This is a genomic window from Streptomyces sp. NPDC026377 (genome assembly GCF_055567715.1).
The window spans coordinates 39,063-60,541 of record NZ_JBVHPV010000001.1 but is presented as its reverse complement, the minus strand read 5'-3'; the positions used below and the strand labels follow the sequence as shown (position 1 = coordinate 60,541).

The 21,479-nt window shown below is 71.4% G+C and carries 20 protein-coding genes; 15 read left to right on the top strand and 5 right to left on the bottom strand.

The features are described 5' to 3' along the window. Nucleotides 1-39 precede the first annotated feature (39 nt). On the bottom strand, nt 40-912 hold the full coding sequence (locus ACZ4MU_RS00250) for an RNA polymerase sigma factor SigF (RefSeq protein ID WP_467869155.1): 873 nt from the start codon (nt 910-912) through the stop codon (nt 40-42). A gap of 377 nt (nt 913-1,289) precedes the next feature. Between ACZ4MU_RS00250 and ACZ4MU_RS00245 the strand changes: the two genes are divergently transcribed. The 6 genes from ACZ4MU_RS00245 (at nt 1,290) to ACZ4MU_RS00220 (ending at nt 6,547) form a co-directional block, all read left to right on the top strand. Continuing rightward, entirely contained in the window at nt 1,290-1,658 is a 369-nt protein-coding gene (locus tag ACZ4MU_RS00245) for an STAS domain-containing protein (protein ID WP_467869153.1), read from the top strand. Between the two features lie 80 nt (nt 1,659-1,738). Beyond that, nucleotides 1,739-2,209, top strand: a complete 471-nt coding sequence (locus tag ACZ4MU_RS00240) for an ATP-binding protein (RefSeq protein ID WP_467869151.1) — start codon at nt 1,739-1,741, stop codon at nt 2,207-2,209. 197 nt (nt 2,210-2,406) lie between these two features. Continuing rightward, nucleotides 2,407-3,063 carry a peptidase gene (locus ACZ4MU_RS00235; protein ID WP_467869149.1) on the top strand — a complete coding sequence of 219 codons (657 nt, stop codon included), beginning with the start codon at nt 2,407-2,409 and terminating at the stop codon, nt 3,061-3,063. Nucleotides 3,064-3,096: 33 nt separating this feature from the next. After that, a complete protein-coding gene (locus ACZ4MU_RS00230) occupies nt 3,097-3,981 on the top strand; it encodes a hypothetical protein (protein WP_467869147.1) in 885 nt (294 codons plus the stop codon). Further along, nucleotides 3,978-5,069 (top strand): hypothetical protein, encoded by a 1,092-nt coding sequence (locus ACZ4MU_RS00225; protein ID WP_467869145.1) that lies wholly within the window; start codon nt 3,978-3,980, stop codon nt 5,067-5,069. Before ACZ4MU_RS00230 ends, ACZ4MU_RS00225 begins: the two co-directional genes overlap by 4 nt. A gap of 38 nt (nt 5,070-5,107) precedes the next feature. Next, nucleotides 5,108-6,547 carry a hypothetical protein gene (locus ACZ4MU_RS00220; protein WP_467870548.1) on the top strand — a complete coding sequence of 480 codons (1,440 nt, stop codon included), beginning with the start codon at nt 5,108-5,110 and terminating at the stop codon, nt 6,545-6,547. 84 nt (nt 6,548-6,631) lie between these two features. On the opposite strand, the gene ACZ4MU_RS00215 is transcribed toward ACZ4MU_RS00220, so the two are convergent. Continuing rightward, nucleotides 6,632-8,152, bottom strand: coding sequence for a peptide MFS transporter (locus ACZ4MU_RS00215; RefSeq protein WP_467869143.1), 1,521 nt, complete (start codon nt 8,150-8,152; stop codon nt 6,632-6,634). A 571-nt stretch (nt 8,153-8,723) separates the two neighbouring features. On the opposite strand from ACZ4MU_RS00215, the gene ACZ4MU_RS00210 reads away from it, so the two are divergent. Together ACZ4MU_RS00210 and ACZ4MU_RS00205 are read left to right on the top strand one after the other, a co-directional pair. Then, nucleotides 8,724-9,401, top strand: a complete 678-nt coding sequence (locus ACZ4MU_RS00210) for a response regulator transcription factor (RefSeq protein WP_100574199.1) — start codon at nt 8,724-8,726, stop codon at nt 9,399-9,401. A 47-nt stretch (nt 9,402-9,448) separates the two neighbouring features. Continuing rightward, nucleotides 9,449-10,711, top strand: a complete 1,263-nt coding sequence (locus ACZ4MU_RS00205; protein ID WP_467869141.1) for an ATP-binding protein — start codon at nt 9,449-9,451, stop codon at nt 10,709-10,711. Nucleotides 10,712-10,716: 5 nt separating this feature from the next. On the opposite strand, the gene ACZ4MU_RS00200 is transcribed toward ACZ4MU_RS00205, so the two are convergent. After that, nucleotides 10,717-11,232, bottom strand: coding sequence for a GtrA family protein (locus ACZ4MU_RS00200; RefSeq protein WP_467869139.1), 516 nt, complete (start codon nt 11,230-11,232; stop codon nt 10,717-10,719). Nucleotides 11,233-11,440: 208 nt separating this feature from the next. Between ACZ4MU_RS00200 and ACZ4MU_RS00195 the strand changes: the two genes are divergently transcribed. The 4 genes from ACZ4MU_RS00195 to ACZ4MU_RS00180 all read left to right on the top strand — a co-directional run bounded on the left by ACZ4MU_RS00195 (nt 11,441) and on the right by ACZ4MU_RS00180 (nt 15,975). Then, nucleotides 11,441-12,580: a 5-(carboxyamino)imidazole ribonucleotide synthase gene (locus ACZ4MU_RS00195; RefSeq protein WP_467869137.1), complete on the top strand. Its 1,140-nt coding sequence runs from the start codon at nt 11,441-11,443 to the stop codon at nt 12,578-12,580. Further along, nucleotides 12,577-13,107: a 5-(carboxyamino)imidazole ribonucleotide mutase gene (gene purE / locus ACZ4MU_RS00190; RefSeq protein WP_467869135.1), complete on the top strand. Its 531-nt coding sequence runs from the start codon at nt 12,577-12,579 to the stop codon at nt 13,105-13,107. The genes ACZ4MU_RS00195 and purE overlap by 4 nt, the downstream gene beginning before the upstream one ends. Before the next feature lie 5 nt (nt 13,108-13,112). Continuing rightward, complete coding sequence (locus ACZ4MU_RS00185) at nt 13,113-14,297, top strand: dipeptidase (protein WP_467870547.1); 1,185 nt, start codon at nt 13,113-13,115, stop codon at nt 14,295-14,297. Between the two features lie 430 nt (nt 14,298-14,727). After that, on the top strand, nt 14,728-15,975 hold the full coding sequence (locus ACZ4MU_RS00180; RefSeq protein ID WP_467869133.1) for a dipeptidase: 1,248 nt from the start codon (nt 14,728-14,730) through the stop codon (nt 15,973-15,975). Between the two features lie 24 nt (nt 15,976-15,999). Here ACZ4MU_RS00180 and ACZ4MU_RS00175 read toward each other — a convergent pair whose 3' ends face one another. Then, a complete protein-coding gene (locus ACZ4MU_RS00175) occupies nt 16,000-17,325 on the bottom strand; it encodes a UDP-glucose dehydrogenase family protein (protein WP_467869131.1) in 1,326 nt (441 codons plus the stop codon). A gap of 189 nt (nt 17,326-17,514) precedes the next feature. Between ACZ4MU_RS00175 and ACZ4MU_RS00170 the strand changes: the two genes are divergently transcribed. Continuing rightward, a complete protein-coding gene (locus ACZ4MU_RS00170) occupies nt 17,515-18,672 on the top strand; it encodes an acyl-CoA dehydrogenase (RefSeq protein ID WP_467869129.1) in 1,158 nt (385 codons plus the stop codon). Nucleotides 18,673-18,717: 45 nt separating this feature from the next. Beyond that, nucleotides 18,718-19,482 carry a hypothetical protein gene (locus tag ACZ4MU_RS00165; RefSeq protein WP_467869127.1) on the top strand — a complete coding sequence of 255 codons (765 nt, stop codon included), beginning with the start codon at nt 18,718-18,720 and terminating at the stop codon, nt 19,480-19,482. Here ACZ4MU_RS00165 and ACZ4MU_RS00160 read toward each other — a convergent pair. Beyond that, nucleotides 19,387-20,052, bottom strand: a complete 666-nt coding sequence (locus ACZ4MU_RS00160) for a class I SAM-dependent DNA methyltransferase (RefSeq protein WP_467869125.1) — start codon at nt 20,050-20,052, stop codon at nt 19,387-19,389. The two genes, ACZ4MU_RS00165 and ACZ4MU_RS00160, sit on opposite strands and share 96 nt — an antisense overlap. A 166-nt stretch (nt 20,053-20,218) precedes the next feature. Between ACZ4MU_RS00160 and ACZ4MU_RS00155 the strand changes: the two genes are divergently transcribed. Beyond that, nucleotides 20,219-21,475, top strand: coding sequence for a helix-turn-helix domain-containing protein (locus ACZ4MU_RS00155; protein WP_467869123.1), 1,257 nt, complete (start codon nt 20,219-20,221; stop codon nt 21,473-21,475). Nucleotides 21,476-21,479: the final 4 nt, after the last annotated feature.

Below are 21,479 nucleotides of genomic sequence, written 5' to 3'. Positions count from 1 at the left end.
TCCCCCCGGGGGGACGGGCCCTCGTGCGGGCGGGGGAAATCACTCCTCCACCGTCAGCCCCTTGCGCAGCCGGGTGAGGGTGCGCGAGAGCAGCCGGGAGACGTGCATCTGGGAGATGCCGAGCTCCTCGCCGATCTCGGACTGGGTCATGTTGGCGACGAACCGCAGCGACAGGATCGTGCGGTCCCGGGCGGGCAGTCTGGCGATCAGCGGCTTGAGCGACTCGATGTACTCGACGCCTTCGAGGTCGTGGTCCTCGTAGCCGATCCGGTCCGCGAGCGCGCCCTCGGTGTCGTCCTCCTCGGGCTGGGCGTCCAGCGAGCTGGCGGTGTAGGCGTTGCTCGCCGCCATCCCCTCGACGACCTCGTCCTTGCTGATGCCCAGGCGCTCGGCGAGCTCGCCCACCGTCGGTGAGCGGTCCAGCTGCTGGGCGAGTTCGTCGCCCGCCTTGGCCAGGTCGAGACGGAGCTCCTGCAAGCGCCGGGGGACCCGGACGGACCAGGAGGTGTCGCGGAAGAAGCGCTTGATCTCGCCGACGATGGTCGGCATGGCGAAGGTGGGGAACTCCACGCCTCTGTCGTGCTCGAAGCGGTCGATCGCCTTGATCAGGCCGATGGTGCCGACCTGGATGATGTCCTCCATCGGCTCGCTGCGCGAGCGGAAGCGGGAGGCGGCGAACTTCACCAGCGCGAGGTTGAGTTCGACGAGCGTGTTGCGTACGTAGGCGTACGCGGGGGTGCCCTCTTCGAGGGAGTCGAGCCGGGCGAAGAGCGTCTTCGACAGGGCCCGCGCGTCCAGCGGCGCGATGTCTTCGTAGGGAGGGATCTCCGGGAGATCGGCGAGTCCCTCGACGGTGGTGTGCGGTACGTGCGTTGCCGACGTATCCAGGGATGCGTCGAGCCGGGGTGACATGGGGTCTCCTCCATCGTTCTCGGCATATGGCTGCCGATGCCCATACGTGGCGGATCGGTGTGCGGCGCCTCCATGGCCGGTCGCGGTGAAAAACTGTCTCTCCTACCCCTACCCGCTTTGGTCCTACCGCCGCAAGGGCGAGTTGTTACTATATGTCCGGTTCGGGGTGGTGTTCGGCTTCCGGCGGGCGTAGGGAAGGCGTAGTGTTCTCGCGGAGTCCGCGTGTACGGAGCCGTGTCCGGTGACGTGTGCGGAGAGGTGCGTCACTTGTGACGGGGAGCACAGCGAAAGCACCGGGAAGGGCGACACGAACCACGGCCGCACCGTTTACGGTGTGGCACGGCGAATCACGGCGATCACGGCGAAGAGGGACGGGCATGGACCGCGGCACGGTCGGAAGCGCAAACGGGGGCCGTCTCAAGGTCGGCGTCCGCTCGCACGGCCGCAGTGAGATCTTCACGCCCGTGGGCGAGCTGGACCACCACACGGCGGAGCTGCTCAGCGAGCCGCTGGAGAGCGCGGTCGCGGCGGGCCGCAGCCGGCTGGTCGTCGACTGCGCGCAGCTGGAGTTCTGCGACTCGACGGGGCTGAACGTGCTGCTCGGCGCCCGGCTGAAGGCCGAGGCGGCAGGCGGCGGGGTCCATCTGGCGGGGATGCTTCCCGTGGTGGCCCGCGTCTTCGAGATCACCGGGGCGGAAGCGGTCTTCGCCGTGCATGATTCGCTCGAGGCCGCACTGGACGACTGACCTCGCGGTTGCGGGGCAGGAGACCAGACCCAAGACGTTGGCGAACCAGGCGTTCGGTGAATCGGTGAGGTGAAGCGCTGATGAGCACCACCCGGCAGCATCAGCCGGGCGACCGCGGCTCCGAGCCGGACGGAGCCCCGGCGGCGGCCTCGCGCGTCCTCGCCCTGGAGGGGGCCAGTGGCGTCGTGCCCCTGGCGCGCGACTTCACCCGCCAGGCGCTGTACGAGTGGGGCTGGCTCCCGGCCGCCACCGCCGACCGGCGCGCCGCCGCGGAGGACGTCCTGCTCGTGGTCTCCGAGCTGGTCACCAACGCCTGTCTGCACGCCGAGGGCCCCGAGCAGCTGCGCGTCGCCCTCACCTCCAAGGTGCTGCGCCTGGAGGTCACCGACCTCGGCCCCGGCCAGCCCGCGCCCCGCACTCCGCACCGCGCGGGACGGCCCGGCGGCCACGGCATGTTCATCGTCCAGCGGCTCTGTCTGGACTGGGGCGTCCTGAGGACCCCCGGAGTGCCCGGAAAGATGGTCTGGGCGGAGCTCGCCGCGCCCGCGTAGGGCGCCTTCCCCGCCCGCGGCGACCGCGGATGTCCGCACGGGGTGCCCGCTCGGGGCACTCACGTCACTCGCGTCCGTCATCCGCTGTGCTGTGTGTCTTCCCTCCACAAGGTCCCCGGCGTACCTTGACGCCCAATCTGATGTGCCGTCAGTAACGTGAACGGCCTCGGGACCGAGGGAAATTCGAGGTGTCGTACGTGTCGTACCAGAAGCGGACAGCACTCGCCCTTGCGGCTGCGGTGGCGGGCCCGGTGGTGCTGATGGCCGCCCCGGCCGCCCACGCCGACGTCGTGGACGTCAACTACAAGTGCGAGACACCGATCGGGCCCAAGAGCGCGGTGTCGCCCATCGACATCAAGGCCGTCAGAAGCGGCGCCGCCTACCGACTGACCATGTCGTTCCAGAAGGGCGTCTCCTCCAGCCCCGTGGCGCTGGGCCCCGGCGCGATGAAGCCGAGCGCGGTCGTCGGGGTCGGCGGCGCCGACAAGGGCACGGTGGCGGTCTCCGGCCCCGCCAACACGGCCGAGATCCCCGCCAACAGCCCCATCAAGATCAGCGATCTGAGCGGTACGTACACGCCCAAGGCGTCGGGCAAGGTCACCTTCACCGCCTCGGTCCTCACCATCAAGGCGCTGGGCACGACCACGACCTGCACCCCGGGCAACAGCCCCGGCCCCTCCCTCTCCCTGGACGTCACCGGCGCACCCGGCGCCCCCGCGGCCGCCCCGTCGCTGCCCAGGACCGGCCCGCTCGACTCCGCCCTCGCCCTCGGCACGCTCGGCGGCACGGTCCTGCTCACCGGCGCGGCCGGGGTGCTGTGGCTGACCCGGCGCGGGGCCCGCGCGCACGGCTGACCGTCCCTACCGACGCCCGACCGGGAGCCGCCGATGCCGCCGCGACCGATCCGCCCGGCCGTGCTCGCCGCGGCCCTGGCCCTGACCGCCCCCACCGTCCCCGCCGCGCACGCCGCCGGCGGGCAGTGGAGCGCCGCGCCCGCCTCGGGCGGGGGCGGCAGAGCGTACTTCTACCTGGAGGGCGCGCCCGGCTCCGTCCTGGAGGACCGGCTCTCGCTCACCAACCCCACCGGAAGCCCGCTGACCCTGCGGGTGCGCGGAAGCGCCGACGACGGCACCGCCACCGGCGCGGGTGCCTGGATCGCGCCGGCCGCCGCCGAGGTGCGGATACCACCGCGCACCCGGGCCGAGGTGCCGTTCGCGGTCACCGTCCCGGTGGGCACGCCGCCCGGCGGCCGCACGGCGGCGCTGGTCGCCTCCGGCGGCGGCCGGCAGGAGCGGGTGCGGGTCCGGGTGCGGGTGGCGGGGCCCGTCCTGGCCGCGCTCACCGTCGAGGACGTGACCGTCGACGAGGCCCGCTCGCTGATCCGTTACGCCCTGGTCAACCGGGGCAACACGGCGCTCGCCCCGAGCCTGGCCGTGCGTGTGGGCGGGCTGTTCGGACAGCGGCTGCGGCGCTCCGCCCGGCCGCTGCCGGTGGAGCTGCCGCCCGGCGGGCGCGTCGAGCTGACCGAGCCGTGGCACCCGCCCGCCCTCGGCCGCGTCGAGGTGCGTCTGACGGCGACGGCGCCCGGCGCCGCCCGCGCCGAGGGTACGGCCTCGGCGGCCATCGTGCCGTGGGGGCCGGTGGCGGGCGCCGGATGCGCGGTGGCGGGCGGGGGAGCGGCGCTGTGGTTACGCCGACGGCGCCGGCGGGAAGCCGCAGACCCCCGGGAAGCCCGGCCCGTGGCTGAGTCGGCGACGGGAGCGGCGTCGTGAGGGGGTGTACGGCAGGGGCGGCACTTCTCGCGGCCCTGCTGCCGGCGCTCACCGCCGCGGCGCCACCGGCGGTGGCGAGCGCCGAGGACGCGCGACCCGTCGTGACGCTCTCCCGGCAGGAGGCGGCCGAGGGCGGCGAGATCACCGCGAGCGGCACCGGCTGGCGGCCCGGCGCGCTCCTGATGCTGCTGGTCTGCGGCCAGTCCACACCGGGGCAGGGGGTGATCGGGGGCACCAACTCCTGCGCCAACGCGGACGGACGGGCGGTGACCACCGACGCCAGGGGGTCCTTCAGCAAGCCGCTGCCGGTGGCCGCGCCACCCAAGCCCTGCCCCTGTGTGGTGCACGTGGCCACCGTGACGGGGGAGTCGGTCGCGGTGGACGCCGAGGTGCGGATCACGGGCCATCCGGTGGCCCCGCTGCCCGAGCAGTCCGGCACCGGGCGCCTGAGCGTCCTGACCGCGCCCGAGCTCAAGGGGAGCAGCGGGATCCTCACCTGGTTCGGGGCGCCGCCCTCGCGCACGCTGGTCGTCACCGTCGGCAACCTCGGCCCGGCGCCGGTGAAGGACCCGGTCTTCCACGTGGGCACCTCGCACGGCGTGTTCGCGCCGCGCTGGGAGGAGCGGCAGTGGAAGGGCACCGTCGCGCCCGGCGGCAAGGCCGAGGTCCGCCTGGGCTTCGAGCTGCCCGCGGGCGCGCACGGCGACTACCAGGTCCTGGTGAAGTACGGGCCGAAGGTGCTCGCCACCCAGCCGTGGGGCGTGGGCCGCCCCTGGGGCGTGACGCTCTTCTGGATCCTGCTGTGCCTGGTCGTCCCGGCGGCGGCGTTCCGTATCGGCATGGCCGTGGTGGACAGGGTCCGCCCGAGCGGGGCGGGGCACGCGCGGCGGGGCCGGACGGCCGGTGCCCGCCGGGTCCTTCCCGGCCGGTCCCCCCGGACCACCGCCCCCGGACCGCCCCCGCCCCCGCCGCCCGACGACGGCACCCCCGCCACGCGTACGGCGACGACGTCCCTGCCGTGGTTCACCCCGGACTCCGCACCGACCGAGAAGCGTCCGAACACCCCCACGACGAAGGGACATACGTGACCACGCAACGGAGGACGAGCGCGGCCGGCATCGCGCTGATGCTCGGCGGCGCGGGGATCGTCCTGGCCGCCGGGCCCGCCCGGGCGGCAGAGGTCTCCTACGCCACCGAGTGCATCCCGCCCCCCATCTCCGGTCTGCCGCCCGTGGAGGGCACCACCAGGGTGCAGATCACCGCGCCCGCCGAGGCGAAGGTGGGCGACGAGGTCGAGGTGGTCTGGAAGACCGTCCAGGCCGCGTCGAAGAACCCCGATGTGCTCGACCTGGAGAAGGACACCGTCAAGCCGTCCGGCACGGTGAAGGTGGCCGGGGCGCAGAGCGCCGACCTCGCGGTGGAGGGGCCGCGGCAGAACCCGCCGATACCCAAGAACAGCCCGATGGTCCTGCCGGACATGAAGGCCCGGCTGAAGCTGACCAAGGCGGGCGAGGTCACGCTCACCCCGGACAAGTACACGATCAACGTCAGCAAGCCGATCCCGACGGACACCAAGTGCGCCTCGAAGGCGGCGGTGGCGGCCGGGGCGACGATCAAGGTGACGGACGGCGGGGGGACGACGTCGGGCGGTACGACGACGTCGGGCGGCACGACTGCCTCCGGCGGGACGACCGGGAGCGGCGGCACCACGACGTCCGGCGGGACGACTGCCTCCGGCGGGACGACGGGCTCGGGCGGAACCACCGGGAGCGGCGGGACCACCAGCTCCGGCGGGACCACGGCCTCCGGCGGCACCACGACGACGGGAGGCGGTACGGGCGGCACGGGCGGCAGCACGGGTGGCGGCAGCACGACCGGCGGCACCGGCGGACAGAGCGACTTCCCCGGCAAGGAGGTCGCGGTCGTCTTCGCCTGCAAGTCCCCCGGCCCGGCGAGCATCAACTCCAAGGTGACGGTCAACGCCAGGAAGAACGGCGGGAGTTACGACCTCACGGTCAAGACCGCCAAGGGCGTCATGAACAGCCCTGCCCCGCTCCCGGCGGGCGCGCTGAAGCCGTCCATGCAGATCACCGTCGGCGGCGCCGACAAGGGCGCGGTGACGGTGACGGGCGCGCCCAACTCCGGCCCCCTGAACGCCGGTGACCCGGTCAGCCTCTCCGACATGACCGGCAGCTACAAACCGGGCGCGAGCGGCAGGTCGACCCTCAGCCCCGGCACGCTGACGATCGACGTCACCCTGGGCGGCTCGAAGATCATCATCCCGTGCACGGTCAAGGGCACGGCGCCCGTCTCCCTGGAGCTCGACACCACGGCCCAGCAGGGCGGTGCGTCGGGCGGGTCGGGTACGTCCGGCGGCTCGGCCGGTACCCCGGGCGGCGGCGCGGGCGCGTCCGGCGGTACGGGCGCCTCCGGCGGCCTCGCCGAGACCGGCGGAGGCGACCGCGGCGCCCTGCGCGCCCTCGGCCTCGTCGCCGGGACGGCCGTCCTGCTGGGCGGCGCGGTCTTCACGTTCACCCCGTGGCGGCGGCTGCGGGGCACGCGCTGAGCGTCCCGTACGCGCGGAAAGGGCGAGGGCCGCCGCACCCGGACAGGTGCGGCGGCCCTCGGCCCTACGGAGGTGGTGCGGCGGTCAGTGCACGCCGCCCATGAGCTCCTGGACCTTCCTGCGGTACATGTAGATCGCGAGGCCCGCGACGGCGGCCATCGAGGCCTCCATCGCGATGATCCCGAGCCCGTTGAGGCTCACACCGGCCAGCGAGAGCAGACCCGTGAAGCAGTCGCCCGCGGTGACCGCGAGGAACCAGACGCCCATCATCTGGGAGGCGTACTTCTGCGGGGCCATCTTCGTGGTGACCGAGAGGCCGACCGGGGAGAGGCACAGCTCACCGATGGTCTGGATCATGTAGATCGAGACCAGCCACATCGGGGAGACCTTGCCGCTGTCGCCCGCCATGTTCATCGGGACGATGAAGACGAAGAACGAGGCACCGATGATGACCAGGCCCATCGCGAACTTCACGATGGTGTTCGGCTCCTGGTTCTTCCGCGCCAGCCACAGCCACAGCCAGGCGAAGACCGGGGCCAGCGCCATCACGAACAGCGGGTTCAGCGACTGGTACCAGGTGGCCGAGAAGTGCAGGCCCGCCACGTTGTCGACGGTCTTGTCGTCGGCGAAGAGCGACAGGGTCGAGCCGCCCTGGTCGTAGATCATCCAGAAGACGGCGGCGGCGACGAAGAGCCAGATGTAGCCGTTCATCTTCGACTGCTCGGCCGTCGACAGGTCCTTGTCGCGCTTGATGCGGACCAGGACGGCGATCGGGATGAGCAGACCGGCCAGGGTCAGCGGGACCAGCGCCCAGTTCAGGGTGTAGGCACCGATGGCCACCACGACGCCGTAGAAGACGGCGAGCGAGGCGACGGCGGCCGCGGTCTTGACCAGGACGGCCTTGCGCTCCGCGGGCGACAGCGGGTTCGGGACGAGGCTGCTCTTCGGGTTCAGGTGCTTGGTGCCGAGGAGGAACTGGGCCAGGCCCAGGGCCATGCCGAGCGCGGCGAGGGCGAAGCCCAGGTGCCAGTTGTGCTCCTTGCCGACCGTGCCGATCACCAGCGGGGCCGCGAAGGCGCCGAGGTTGATGCCCATGTAGAAGACGGTGAAGCCACCGTCGCGGCGCGGGTCGTCGGCGCCGTTGTACAGGTGGCCGACCATCGTGGAGATGTTGGCCTTGAGCAGGCCGGAACCGACGGCGACCAGGATCAGACCGAGGAAGAACGGGGCCTGGCCGGGCAGGGCCAGCGCAAGGTGACCGCACATGATCACGGAACCGGCGATGGTGACCGTCTTGCGGGCACCCCAGACCCGGTCGCCGAACCAGCCGCCCGGCATCGCCATGAGGTAGACCATGGAGACGTAGACGGAGTAGATGGCCGTGGCCGTGGTGGCCCGCATGGCGAGGCCGCCGCCCTGGGCCCCGGTCGCCGCGTCGGCGCCGCCGGAGACCAGGTAGTACACGAGAAGGGCGCGCATGCCGTAATAGGAGAAGCGCTCCCACATCTCGGTCATGAAGAGAGTGGCCAGGCCGCGGGGGTGGCCGAAGAAGGTCTTCTCGGAACCGGTGGTGCTCGCCGAGTCCTTCGTCAGGCTGGACGCCATGGTCGATCCTTGCTTGCTCGGGACGCGCGCTTCGTGAGCGGTGATCGCGCCCGGTGGGGGGTGGCCGGCACCGGCAGGAGACCGCCCGCCCCTACGCCCGAGGGGTTCGCATCCGTGGTGACGGAGTCGAGAGGACGGACCCACCGGGATCCACGCCCGGGGCGCACCATCGCGCCCGGGGCCCGGCCCATAGGTCATTCACTGTATTCGGAACCAACAATTCCGGTTCCTTCGCAGAAAAGAGACCCTTGGCGCGCCAAGCAGGCCAAAGGTCCCCGAGTTAGTGCTAAAGGCGTTGAGACACCATACGACACCACACAGCCGCATATGGAAGGACTTGAGAGATGGATCACAGGCGTTGCTGGAACCATCGGCCCACATTCGAAGGTGTTCATCAGGATCGCATCCCAGAGCCGCAGGGGCGGACGGCCCGGAGACGACCAAGGAACGGCCTCCGGACGATCAAGAAGTGACCGGGCCGCGATCCGGAACGGGCGCGGCCGCGAAGCCCCCGCGGCCCCTGACCGGTTCCACGGACAGCCCCTCCCGGTCGCGGACTACCATCACCCCCATGACCCGTGTACTGCTCGCCGAGGACGACGCGTCCATCTCGGAGCCGCTGGCCCGCGCACTGCGTCGGGAGGGTTACGAGGTCGAGGTCCGCGAGGACGGCCCGACCGCCCTCGACGCCGGACTCCAGGGAGGCGCCGACCTCGTCGTGCTCGACCTGGGCCTGCCCGGCATGGACGGCCTGGAGGTGGCCCGCAGGCTGCGCTCCGAGGGCCACACCGTCCCGATCCTGGTGCTCACCGCCCGCGCCGACGAGGTGGACACCGTGGTCGGCCTGGACGCCGGCGCCGACGACTACGTCACCAAGCCGTTCCGGCTGGCCGAGCTGCTGGCCCGGGTCCGGGCCCTGCTGCGGCGCGGCGCCACCGAGCCCGCCCCCCAGCCCGCCACCCACGGGGTGCGGATCGACGTCGAGTCGCACCGCGCCTGGATGGGCGACGAGGAGCTCCAGCTCACCGCCAAGGAGTTCGACCTGCTGCGGGTCCTGGTGCGCGACGCGGGCCGGGTCGTCACCCGCGACCAGCTGATGCGCGAGGTCTGGGACACCACCTGGTGGTCCTCGACCAAGACCCTCGACATGCACATCTCCTGGCTGCGCAAGAAGCTCGGCGACGACGCCGCCAACCCGCGCTACATCGCCACCGTCCGGGGCGTCGGCTTCCGCTTCGAGAAGAGCTGACGGCCGGGTACGCCGCTGTCCTCCCTCGCGTCCTGGGACACTGAGGCATGCGCCGCCGACTGATCAACTCCACGCTCGCCGTGGTGCTCGTGGTGATCGCCGTCTTCGGCGTCTCCCTCGTCATCGTCGAGACCAGGACGATCAGCAGCAGCGCCCAGGAGAGCGTGAACTCCGAGGCGCTGCGGCTGGTCAGTGTCATCGACAGCCGGATGCTCGCGGGCGAGGCGGTCGGCGCGCAGTCGCTGGCGGGCGTGGGCCCCGACCGCTACGCCCGCATCGAGATCCCCGGACGCGCCCCCATCGAGCTCGGCACCCGGCCCGGCGGTTCGCTCATCCGTGGCAGCGCCATGGGCGCGCGCGGCGAGAACGTCCTGGTCGAGGAGTCCCGCTCCACCGTCACCCGCGAGGTCGGGCGCACCCTGCTGATCATCGGCGCGGTGGCGCTGCTCGCCATCGTCTCCGCGGTGCTCCTGGCCGTACGCCAGGCCAACAAGCTCGCCTCCCCGCTCACCGATCTCGCCGAGACCGCGGAGCGCCTGGGCTCCGGCGACCCGCGCCCGCGCCACAAGCGGTACGGGGTGCACGAGCTGGACCGGGTCGCGGACGTCCTGGACTCCTCCGCCGAGCGGATCGGGCGGATGCTCACCGCCGAGCGCCGGCTCGCCGCCGACGCCTCCCACCAGCTGCGCACCCCGCTCACCGCGCTCTCGATGCGGCTTGAGGAGATCGCGCTCACCGACGACCTGGAGACGGTCAAGGAGGAGGCGACGATCGCGCTCACGCAGGTCGAGCGGCTCACCGACGTGGTGGAGCGGCTGCTGACCAACTCCCGCGACCCCCGCACCGGCTCGGCCGTCGTCTTCGACCTCGACGAGGTGGTCAAGCAGCAGCTGGAGGAGTGGCGCCCGGCCTACCGCAGCGCGGGCCGCGCCATCGTCCGCTCCGGCAAGCAGGGGCTGCGGGCGGTGGGCACCCCGGGGGCGGTCGCCCAGGTGCTCGCGGCGCTGATCGAGAACTCGCTGATGCACGGCGGCGGGACCGTCGCGGTGCGCAGCCGCGTCACCGGCAACCAGACGGTGGTCGAGGTCACCGACGAGGGGCCGGGGGTGCCGCCCGAACTCGGGGCGCGGATCTTCGAGCGGAGCATCAGCGGCCGCAACTCCACCGGCATCGGCCTCGCCGTCGCCCGCGACCTCGCCGAGGCGGACGGCGGGCGCCTGGAGATGCTCCAGCAGCAGCCCGCGGTCTTCGCCCTGTTCCTGAGCCGGGTGGCGCGCGGCCCGCGGGAACCGGAGCAGACCGTCAGATGAGCGGTCTACGACCCCGAGTGGTGGCGGGCGTAGGGCTGGGGGGCGTCGCCGAGAAAGGACTCGGCGGTCTCCACCGCCTCCCGGGCGGGCAGCGCCCGGAACACCCAGGTGCGGTACGACCAGAACCGGAAGACCGTGCCCAGGCCCAGGCCCACCACGTTCTTGGCGATGTTGTCGGCGACCGTCGAGGTGTAGCCGAAGCCGTAGTGCGAGAGCGCGAGCACACCGTTCTCGATCACCAGGCCGATGCCGCTGAACAGCAGGAAGAGCATCAGCTCCCGGCTGCGCCGGCCGCCCTCGGTGTGCCGGTAGGTCCAGTAGCGGTTGCCCACGTAGTTCGTGGCGATGGCGACGGCGGTGGCGATCACACCGGAGCGCACCACCGCGAGGTGGGCCACGTGCACGCACAGGTTGAAGACGATCGCGTTGACGACGAATCCGACGGCGCCCACGGCGCCGAACTTCGCGATCTCCCGGGCGAGCAGCTGCAGCCGCGTACGCAATGCGCCCCGTTCACTCATGGTGATCGCTCAGCCCCGTTCGGATCGGTGGTGGTGCTCGGAATCGGTGTCATACGTCGTACGCCAACCCGGCCATGCTAACCAGCGGCTCTGGGCATTGCTCGTGGACGCCCGCGAATCCCGGCCACACCCGGCCTCCGGCGAGCGCTCTCCGCCACCCGGACCGGCTCCTTCCGGGGCCCGGGGGGACGCCCGATACCCTGGGGGTGTGACGTTCCCGGTAGTCGGCATGGTCGGTGGCGGTCAGCTCGCCCGTATGACCCACGAGGCGGGCATCCCCCTCGGCATCAGATTCAAGTTGCTCAGCGACACCCCCCAGGACTCGGCGGCCCAGGTGGTGAGCGAGGTCGTCATCGGCGACTATCGCGACCTGGACACGCTGCGTGCCTTCGCGCGCGGCTGCGACGTGATCACCTTCGATCACGAGCACGTACCCACCGAGCACCTGCGGGCCCTGGAGGCGGACGGCATTCCCGTCCGGCCGGGGCCCGACGCGTTGGTGCACGCCCAGGACAAGGGGGTGATGCGCGCCAGGCTCGACGCGATGGGCGCGCCCTGCCCCCGCCACCGGCTGGTGGCGGACCCGGCCGACGTTTCGCGGTTCGCGGCGGAGGGCGAGGGCTACCCCGTCATCCTCAAGACCGTGCGCGGCGGCTACGACGGCAAGGGCGTGTGGTTCGTACGCTCCGAGGCGGACGCCGCCGACGCCTTCAAGGCGGGCGTGGACGTGCTCGCCGAGGAGAGGGTCGACTTCACCCGCGAGCTCGCCGCCAACGTGGTGCGCTCCCCGCACGGCCAGGCCGTGGCCTACCCGGTCGTGGAGTCGGTGCAGGTCGACGGCGTCTGCGACACCGTGATCGCCCCCGCGCCGGACCTCGGAGAGGAGCTGGCGGGCGAGGCCCAGCAGCTGGCCCTGCGCATCGCGGACGAGCTGGGCGTGGTCGGCCACCTGGCGGTGGAGCTCTTCGAGACCCGCGACGGGCGCATCCTCGTCAACGAGCTGGCCATGCGCCCGCACAACTCCGGCCACTGGACCCAGGACGGCGCGATCACCTCGCAGTTCGCCAACCACCTCCGGGCCGTCCTCGACCTTCCGCTGGGCGACCCGCGCCCGAGGTCGACGTGGACGGTCATGTGCAACGTGCTCGGCGGCGACTACCCGGACATGTACTACGCGTATCTGCACTGCATGGCCCGTGACCCCCAGCTCAAGATCCATATGTACGGCAAGGACGTGAAGCCCGGCCGCAAGGTCGGCCACGTCAACACCTACGGCGACGACCTCGCGGACGTGCGCGAGCGCGCCCGCCACGCGGCGGACTACCTCAGAGGAACGATCACCGAATGAGCACCACCTCCCCCCTCGTCGGCATCGTCATGGGCTCGGACTCCGACTGGCCCGTGATGGAGGCCGCCGCCCAGGCCCTGCACGAGTTCGAGATCCCGTACGAGGTCGACGTGGTCTCCGCGCACCGGATGCCGCACGAGATGATCGCGTACGGCGAGCAGGCGGCGGGCCGCGGTCTGAAGGCGATCATCGCGGGCGCGGGCGGCGCGGCCCATCTGCCCGGCATGCTCGCCTCGGTCACCCCGCTGCCCGTGATCGGTGTACCGGTGCCGCTGAAGTACCTGGACGGCATGGACTCGCTGCTGTCCATCGTGCAGATGCCCGCCGGGGTGCCGGTGGCGACGGTGTCGGTGGGCGGCGCCCGCAACGCGGGTCTGCTGGCCGCCCGTATGCTGGCCGCCCACGACCCCGAACTCCTGGCGCGTATGCGGGAGTTCCAGCAGGAGCTGAACGACCAGGCGACCGAGAAGGGCAGGCGCCTGCGCGCGAAGGTGGAGACCTCGGCGTCCTTCGGCTTCGGAAAGTGAGCACGGTGGACCACCTCGCCCGGGCCCGTACGCTGCTGGCCCAGCACCCCGTCGTCGACGGCCACAACGACCTGCCCTGGGCGCTGCGCAACCAGGTCCGCTACGACCTCGACCGCCGTGACGTGGGCCGGGACCAGAGCGAGCATCTGCACACCGACATCCCCCGGCTGCGGGCGGGCGGCGTCGGCGCGCAGTTCTGGTCGGTCTACGTCCGTACCGACATGGCGGGCGACGAGGCGGTCAGCGCGACCCTGGAGCAGATCGACTGCGTCGACCGGCTCATCGCGCGCTACCCCGGGGAGCTGGCGGGGGCGCTGACGGCGGACGACATGGAGAAGGCGCGGGCGGCGGGCCGCATCGCCTCGCTCAAGGGCGCGGAGGGCGGCCACTCCATCAACGACTCCCTCGCCACGCTGCGGGCGCTGTACGCGCTGGGCGTCCGCTACATGACGCTCACCCACAACGACAACACCGCGTGGGCGGACTCGGCGACGGACGCGCCGGGGGTCGGGGGCCTGTCCCCCTTCGGCCACGAGGTGGTCCGCGAGATGAACCGGCTCGGCATGCTGGTCGACCTCTCGCACGTGGCGGCGACGACGATGCGGGACGCGCTGGCGACGTCGGTGGCGCCGGTGATCTTCTCGCACTCGTCTGCGCGGGCGGTCTGCGACCACCCGCGCAACGTGCCGGACGACGTGCTGTCGCTCCTGCCCGCGAACGGGGGAGTGGCGATGGTGACCTTCGTTCCGAAGTTCATCCTGCCGGCGGCGGTGGAGTGGACGGCGGCGGCCGACGAAAACCTGCGGGCGCACGGGCTGCACGCGCTGGACACCTCGCCGGAGGCGATGGCGCTGCACGCCGCCTTCGAGGCGGCGCACCCGCGCCCGGTGGCGACCGTCGTGACGGTGGCGGACCACCTCGACCACATGCGGGACGTGGCGGGGATCGACCACGTCGGGATCGGAGGGGACTTCGACGGCACCGCGTTCACCCCGTCCGGCCTGGACGACGTCGCCGGCTACCCGAACCTGATCGCCGAGCTGCTCGGCCGCGGCTGGTCGGAGGCGGACGTGGCGAAGCTGACGTGGGGGAACGCGGTGCGGGTGCTGCGGGATGCGGAGGGGGTGGCGCGGGACGAACGGTCCCGCCGGGGGCCGTCACTGGCAACCCGGGAGTCCCTGGACGGCTAACCCGGCTGTGGGGCTGCGCCCCGGGCCCCGATGGGGCTGCGCCCCGGGCCGTTGCTCACCTGCGGCTGGGTGGGGGCTGCTCGCGCAGTTCCCCGCGCCCCTGGGGGGCCGTGGCTGAGCTCTGCCGCCGGGTGCCGGGGACCCCCTCAGGGGCGCGGGGAACGGCGCGACCAGCCCACGACGGCCCGCAGACGACGGATGGTTTTAGGGGCGCGGGGAACGGCGCGACCCGCCACACCGCACCCGCATACGTACCCCGGGCCGATCAGGGGCGCGGGGAACGGCGCGAGCAACCACACCTCACCCGCACACGACGCCCCGGCCGAACCCCCCGCGTCCCCCGAACGCCACAGCCGTCGCGACCCCACGCCCCACCCGTGTGACGCTGACCGTACCGCTGCCGTCGTCGAGGTCGAACCGGGAGGCTGTCATGGCAGATCTGCAGGACGAGGCCGACGCCGCCACCGCCGGGATAGGCGCACCCGACCACCCCGCCGCCTCCCCCGGCGAACGCGACCACACTCCCGCACCCAACAAACCCGACCACACCGCCACCCCCCGCGAGAGCGACCACCCCACCGCGCCCCGCGAAAGCACCGCCCCCCGCAGGCGGGACCCGGAAGCCGAGCCCCCCGGGGACACCCTCGACCCGGAGGTGCGTGCCCGGATTCATGCCCTGCTGCGTGCCCACCCCGTCGCCGACGGGTACAACACCCTCGCCCAGGTGCTCGTGCACACCCCGTGGCACGACGTCGAGCTCGGGGAGAGTTCGCTCGACACCGACATCCCCCGGCTCCGGCACGGCGGCGTCGGAGCGCAGCTGTGGTCGCTGATGGTCCCGGCCGACTGCCCGGACCCGGTCAGCGCCACGCTGGAGCGCGTCGACCGCATCCGTACGCTCGTCGACGCCTGCCCGGAGGGGCTGCGCACGGCGCACGCCGTGGGGGACCTGGCCGACGCCCGCAACCACGGCCGTATCGCCTCGCTCTTCGGGCCGGTCGCCGCCCACGCGCTGGGCGACTCGCTGGGCACGGTCCGGGCGTACCACGCGCTCGGCGTCCGCGCGGTCACCCTCACCGCCACGGTCGCCTGGGCCCGCGCGGGCCTGACCCGCTTCGGGCAGGAGGTCGTACGGGAGCTGAACCGGCTCGGGATGGTCATCGACCTGTCCGGCGCGGCCCCCGAGACCGTCCGCCACACCTTCGGCGCGGCCAAGGCCCCGCTGATCTTCACCCGCTCGGCCGCCCGCGCCCTCACCGACCACCCGCTCAACGTCACCGACGAACTCGTCGCGGAGCTGCCGGAGAACGGCGGGGTGTGTCTGGTGAGCTTCGCCCCGGCGCAGGTCGCCCGCGCCGGGCGGCCCGCGTGCGTGCAGGACGTCGCCGACCACATCGAGCATCTGCGCGAGGCCGCCGGACCGGAGCACATCGGTCTCTCGGGCGGGTACGGCCTGCCGGAGGACGCCCCGCGCACCCTCGGTCTGGAGGACGCCTCCAGCTACCCGGTCCTGCTCGCCGAGCTGATCGACCGGGGCTGGGACGACACCGAGCTCGCCGCGCTGACCTGGGGCAACTTCGCCCGGGTCATCCGCGACGTCGACTTCGCGGCCCGCGCCGCGCAGCCGCGAAGGGGCCCCTCCACCGCCACCATCGAGGAGCTGGACCCCCCGCGCTAGGCGTGCTGGCGGCGCCCCCCTGCGCTAGGCGCGCGGGCGACCCATCGCCCGGAACGTCCAGCCCGCCTCGCGCCACTTCACCGCGTCCAGCGCGTTGCGCCCGTCCAGCACGATCCGGGCGTCGGCCACCTCGCCCAGCGCCGCCGGGTCCAGCTCGCGGAACTCGCGCCACTCGGTGAGGTGGAGCACCACGTCCGCGCCCCGGACCGCGTCCAGCGCCGTGTCCGCGTACCCGAGCGTGGGGAAGAGGCGACGGGCGTTGTCCATGCCCTTGGGGTCGTAGACGGTGACCTGGCCGCCCTGGAGGTGGATCTGCCCGGCCACGTTCAGCGCGGGCGAGTCGCGTACGTCGTCGGAGTCCGGCTTGAAGGTCGCGCCCAGCACGGCGACCCGCTTGCCCAGGAAGGACCCGCCGCCCAGCGCCTCGCGCGCCATCTCCACCATCTGGCCGCGCCGGCGCATGTTGATGGAGTCGATCTCGCGCAGGAAGGTGAGCGCCTGGTCGGCGCCGAGTTCCCCGGCCCGGGCCATGAAGGCGCGGATGTCCTTGGGCAGGCAGCCGCCGCCGAAACCGATCCCGGCCCGCAGGAACTTCTTCCCGATGCGCTCGTCGTGCCCGATCGCCTCGGCCAGCTTCACCACGTCGCCGTCGGCCGCCTCGCACACCTCGGCCATGGCGTTGATGAAGGAGATCTTGGTGGCGAGGAAGGAGTTGGCGGAGGTCTTCACCAGCTCGGCGGTGGGGAAGTCGGTCACCACGAAGGGGGAGCCCTCCGCGATCGGCGTCCCGTACACCTCGCGCAGCAGCTTCTCGGCCCGCTCGCTCTCCACGCCGACCACGATGCGGTCGGGGTGCAGGGTGTCGTTCACGGCGAAGCCCTCGCGCAGGAACTCCGGGTTCCAGGCCAGCTCCACGCCCTCGGGCAACGTCTCGGCCAGCCGTGCGGCGGATCCGACCGGCACGGTCGACTTCCCCACCACCAGCGCGCCCTCGCGCAGATGCGGCGCGAGGGAGGCGAAGGCGGAGTCGACGTAGGACATGTCGCACGCGTACTCACCGTGCTTCTGCGGGGTGTTCACGCAGACGAAGTGCACATCGCCGAAGGCGCCGGCCTCCTCCCAGGAGGTGGTGAAGCGCAGCCGCCCGCTGGAGCCCTCGATCCCGCCGACGTGCCGGGCCAGCAGCTCCTCCAGCCCCGGCTCGTACATCGGCACGCGCCCCCGCGCCAGCAGCTCGATCTTCTCCGGGACCACGTCGAGGCCCAGCACCTCGAACCCCAGCTCCGCCATGGCCGCGGCGTGGGTGGCCCCGAGGTATCCGGTGCCGATCACAGTGATCTTGAGGGCCATGCGGTACTCCTGGAAGGTACGGGCTTGAGGGCGCTGCCCGAGCATAGTCGGGCCCCCGCGCGGCCTGCGATCCCCCTTGATCACGGCCTTCGTCCGCCTGTCGTCAAACTCACGTATGCCCTGGGCCGTACACCCCACTAAAATTGAGGTTACTTAACGGTAGTTAGCGCCCTTGGGGAGTGAGTCACCTTGGCCGGAACGGCTGATTTCGACCTGTACCGCCCGTCCGAAGAACACGACATGCTCCGCGACGCGATCCGCTCGCTCTCCGAGGCGAAGATCGCGCCGTTCGCGGCCGAGGTCGACGAGGAGGCCCGCTTCCCGCAGGAGGCGCTGGACGCCCTGGTCGCCAACGACCTGCACGCCGTCCACGTCCCCGAGGAGTACGGCGGCGCCGGCGCCGACGCGCTCGCCACCGTCATCGTGATCGAGGAGGTGGCTCGTGTCTGCGCCTCCTCCTCCCTCATCCCGGCCGTGAACAAGCTCGGCTCGCTCCCGGTGATCCTCTCCGGCTCCGAGGAGCTGAAGAAGAAGTACCTGGGCCCGCTGGCCAAGGGCGACGCGATGTTCTCGTACTGCCTCTCGGAGCCGGACGCGGGCTCGGACGCGGCGGGCATGAAGACCCGCGCGGTGCGCGACGGCGACTCCTGGGTGCTCAACGGCGTCAAGCGCTGGATCACCAACGCGGGCGTCTCCGACTACTACACGGTGATGGCCGTCACCGACCCGGAGAAGCGCTCCAAGGGCATCTCCGCCTTCGTGGTCGAGAAGTCCGACCCGGGCGTCTCCTTCGGCGCCCCGGAGAAGAAGCTCGGCATCAAGGGCTCCCCGACGCGCGAGGTCTACCTCGACAACGTCCGCATCCCGGCCGACCGCATGATCGGTGCCGAGGGCACGGGCTTCGCCACCGCCATGAAGACCCTGGACCACACCCGCATCACCATCGCGGCCCAGGCCCTCGGCATCGCCCAGGGCGCCCTCGACTACGCCAAGGGCTACGTCAAGGAGCGCAAGCAGTTCGGCAAGCCGATCGCCGAGTTCCAGGGCATCCAGTTCATGCTCGCCGACATGGCGATGAAGATCTCGGCCGCCCGCGCCTTGACCTACCAGGCCGCCGCCGCCTCCGAGCGCGGCGACGCGGACCTGACGTACCTGGGCGCGGCGGCGAAGTGCTTCGCCTCCGACGTCGCCATGGAGGCCACCACGGACGCCGTCCAGCTCCTCGGCGGCTACGGCTACACCCGTGACTACCCGGTGGAGCGCATGATGCGCGACGCCAAGATCACGCAGATTTATGAGGGCACGAATCAGGTTCAGCGGATCGTCATGGCGAGGAACCTGCCGTAGCAACGTTTCCGCAGGTCAGCGGCAACTTTCGAGGGTTCGCGGCCCGTGATCGGCCTCCGGTCCGTTCGGGCCCTTTTCGGCCCGATCATGGGCGTCATGCTGGGGAAATCCTGGGCTGACGCCGCGCGGGAAACCGCCTCCGACCTGCACAAACACCACGGCCCCTGGCGTGACGCCGGGGGCCGTTCGTGTGTGTTCTTCTCAGGCGACCGCACCGCCGAGCAGACACTCAGGGTCGCGGGCTGCCTGGCCGCCGCTGAATGCTCCGAGACCATCACGGACGAGATGCTGGGGGCCGCGTTCTCCCTCGTGCGCCGCTCCGTCCAGGACGCTGTACGGATCACCAAGGGAGCCGAGGCTCCGAACGTGATGCGGCAGCCGCTCAGCCTCGCGGACAAGGTCCGCGCCCGGATCGAACTCCACGGGGGACGGGCCACGTCCTCCCAAATCCTCCCGTACGTGGGGGCGACCGCAGCGGAGGTCAAGGAACTCCCCGGAATCGTCGTGACCGTGGAACGGGAAGGGAAGACCGGTCGCCCGAAAACGGTTCTGACGCTGCACGGTGACGATTACGGTCACTCGAAGGCCCAGTCGGCCAGCGCGGAGCGTGACCTGAACGGTGACGATTCCCGTCGCTCTGTGTCGCGGCCGGCCAACTCCCAGCGTGAGCAGAACCCGGCCAGGATGGCCGGGGCGTTCTTGCTTTGCTTTGGCTCAGCTCAGCACAGCACGACCAATCAAGGTCCCGATGTGGTCAGGCTCCGGGGCGTCAAGAACCCGCACTTCCGCTGTCTCGAATCCGGCCCGTAGAAGGAGGCTTTCCCACTCCTTGGGGGTGTAGCTGTAGCGGTAGGTGAACAGCGCCTTCCCGGCGAACCCGCCCTTGTACATGCCCTGTGGTCCGTAGGCGCCCGGGATGGCGGGGGGCTGCGAGAAGGCGAAGACTCCGCCGGGAGTGAGCCGCTGCGCCACCAAGGGGAAGAGGCGTGCGGGGTCGGCGAACCAGGCCGCCCCAAAAATCGAATAGATCGCCTCGTACGTCTCCGGGTTCTCGCGCAGATGCTCCAGCACTTCCGCACAGACGAACCGCGCGCCGAGCGAGCCCCACCGGTGGGTGATGCTGTCCACCATGACGGGCGAGAGATCAATGCCCGTGACCTTGACACCCTGCTCCGCGAGAAATGCGACAGCCCGCCCAGTACCGCATCCGATCTCAAGAGCGGTCGTCGGCTGCCCCAGCACTTCCGGCCCCGGTCCATGCCCCTGGTACTGCGTCCAGCAGAAGACCGGGGGTACAAGGTCAGCTTGGTGCCGCGCTGCTCGTGGACGACTCCGACCATCTGGCTGCCTTTGTCGAACACCGCAGTACCCGGCTCCCACTCCGCAGTCATGTCCGCACCCTTCAGCAGGTTCGCCACCGCGTTCATTTGCGGCAACCCCAAGGAAAGCGGGAGGAGTTCAAGCGCTCCACGGCATCAATGCGGCACTCTTGAGGCAGCTCCATGCACGCGAATGCAGCAGGTCTAGGGCACAGGAAGGGGCCGTCATGGGACTGGCGGAACGGCGCAAGGCCTTGGGCTACAGTCAGGAGGAATTGGCCGAGCTGCTCGGCGTGGACCGCACGACGGTCGGACGCTGGGAAGGTGGCAAAATCAAACCTCAGCCACCCCAGCGACGAGGATTGGCCGCCGCCCTCGAAGTCAGCCTCACCGAGCTTGACGCCCTCCTGGCGCCGCCACGAGCCACGGACCAGGAAGCTGCCGAACGTCAGTCCAGTGACCAGACAGGCGCGGGAGACCCCGACGAAATGATCCGCCGCGAGTTCCTCCGCATCCTCACCGTCAGTGGGGTCTTGACTGCCCTGCCACTCGATGAGGCAGAAGCCCTTGCCGAGGGGGTCTGCCGGGGCGCACCGGCAGACTTCGCGCGGATGAACAGCCACCTTTGGCAGGTCTATCAGATGGCCCGATTTAAGGGCGCTGTTTATCCCATCGTCCGTGACCAGCTCACGACTCTGAACGAAGCCCTGGCGGCGGGGACTCAGGGCAACTCCCGCCCGCTCCTGCATGCGGCGGCCGACCTGTTCCAACTGGCTGGTGAAGTCTCCTTCGACGCCAATCGGTACACCGACGCAGCCGCCGCGTACTCGCTGGCAGCTTCCGTCAGCAAGGACGCAAGGGCGTATGACATGTGGGCCTGCGCCCTCGTTCGGCACGCCTATGTGGACATGTCCGAGCGCCGCTGCCAAGAAGCCGCCCAAATCCTCAAAGCCGCTGAACGCGTCGCAGATCGGGGTGATAGCGGCCTCGCTACCCGGTACTGGGTCGCATCAGTACAGGCCGAAGCGCATGCTGGACTCGGCGACTTGTCAGCATGCGAACGGGCACTGGACCGAGCTGAGGAAGTTCAGCACCTCACCACAGACTGCACGAACGGTGGCTGGCTTCGGTTCGACGGCGACCGGCTGGGTGAAGAGCGTGGGGCCCGATACGTCCAGCTTGGCCGCCTCGACTTGGCGGAAGAGACCCTCAAGCGGGCGCTGAACCAGACCGCTCTGGCAGCAGGACACTCATACCGCCGAAGGGGGGCAGTGCCAACCGACCTTGCGGCTATCGGTGCAAAGCGACGCGACCCCGAGCAGCTCGTCACGTACGGCCGGGAAGCTCTCGGCCTGGCCCAAGCCTCAGCCTCCGGATACGTCGCCCGTAGACTCCAAGCCCTGTGCGAGAAGTTCGGCCCCCTGAGCAACGACCATCGTGTGGCGGAGCTGGGGGCGGCCATCGCCATGCTGAGCACGCCGTAACGAG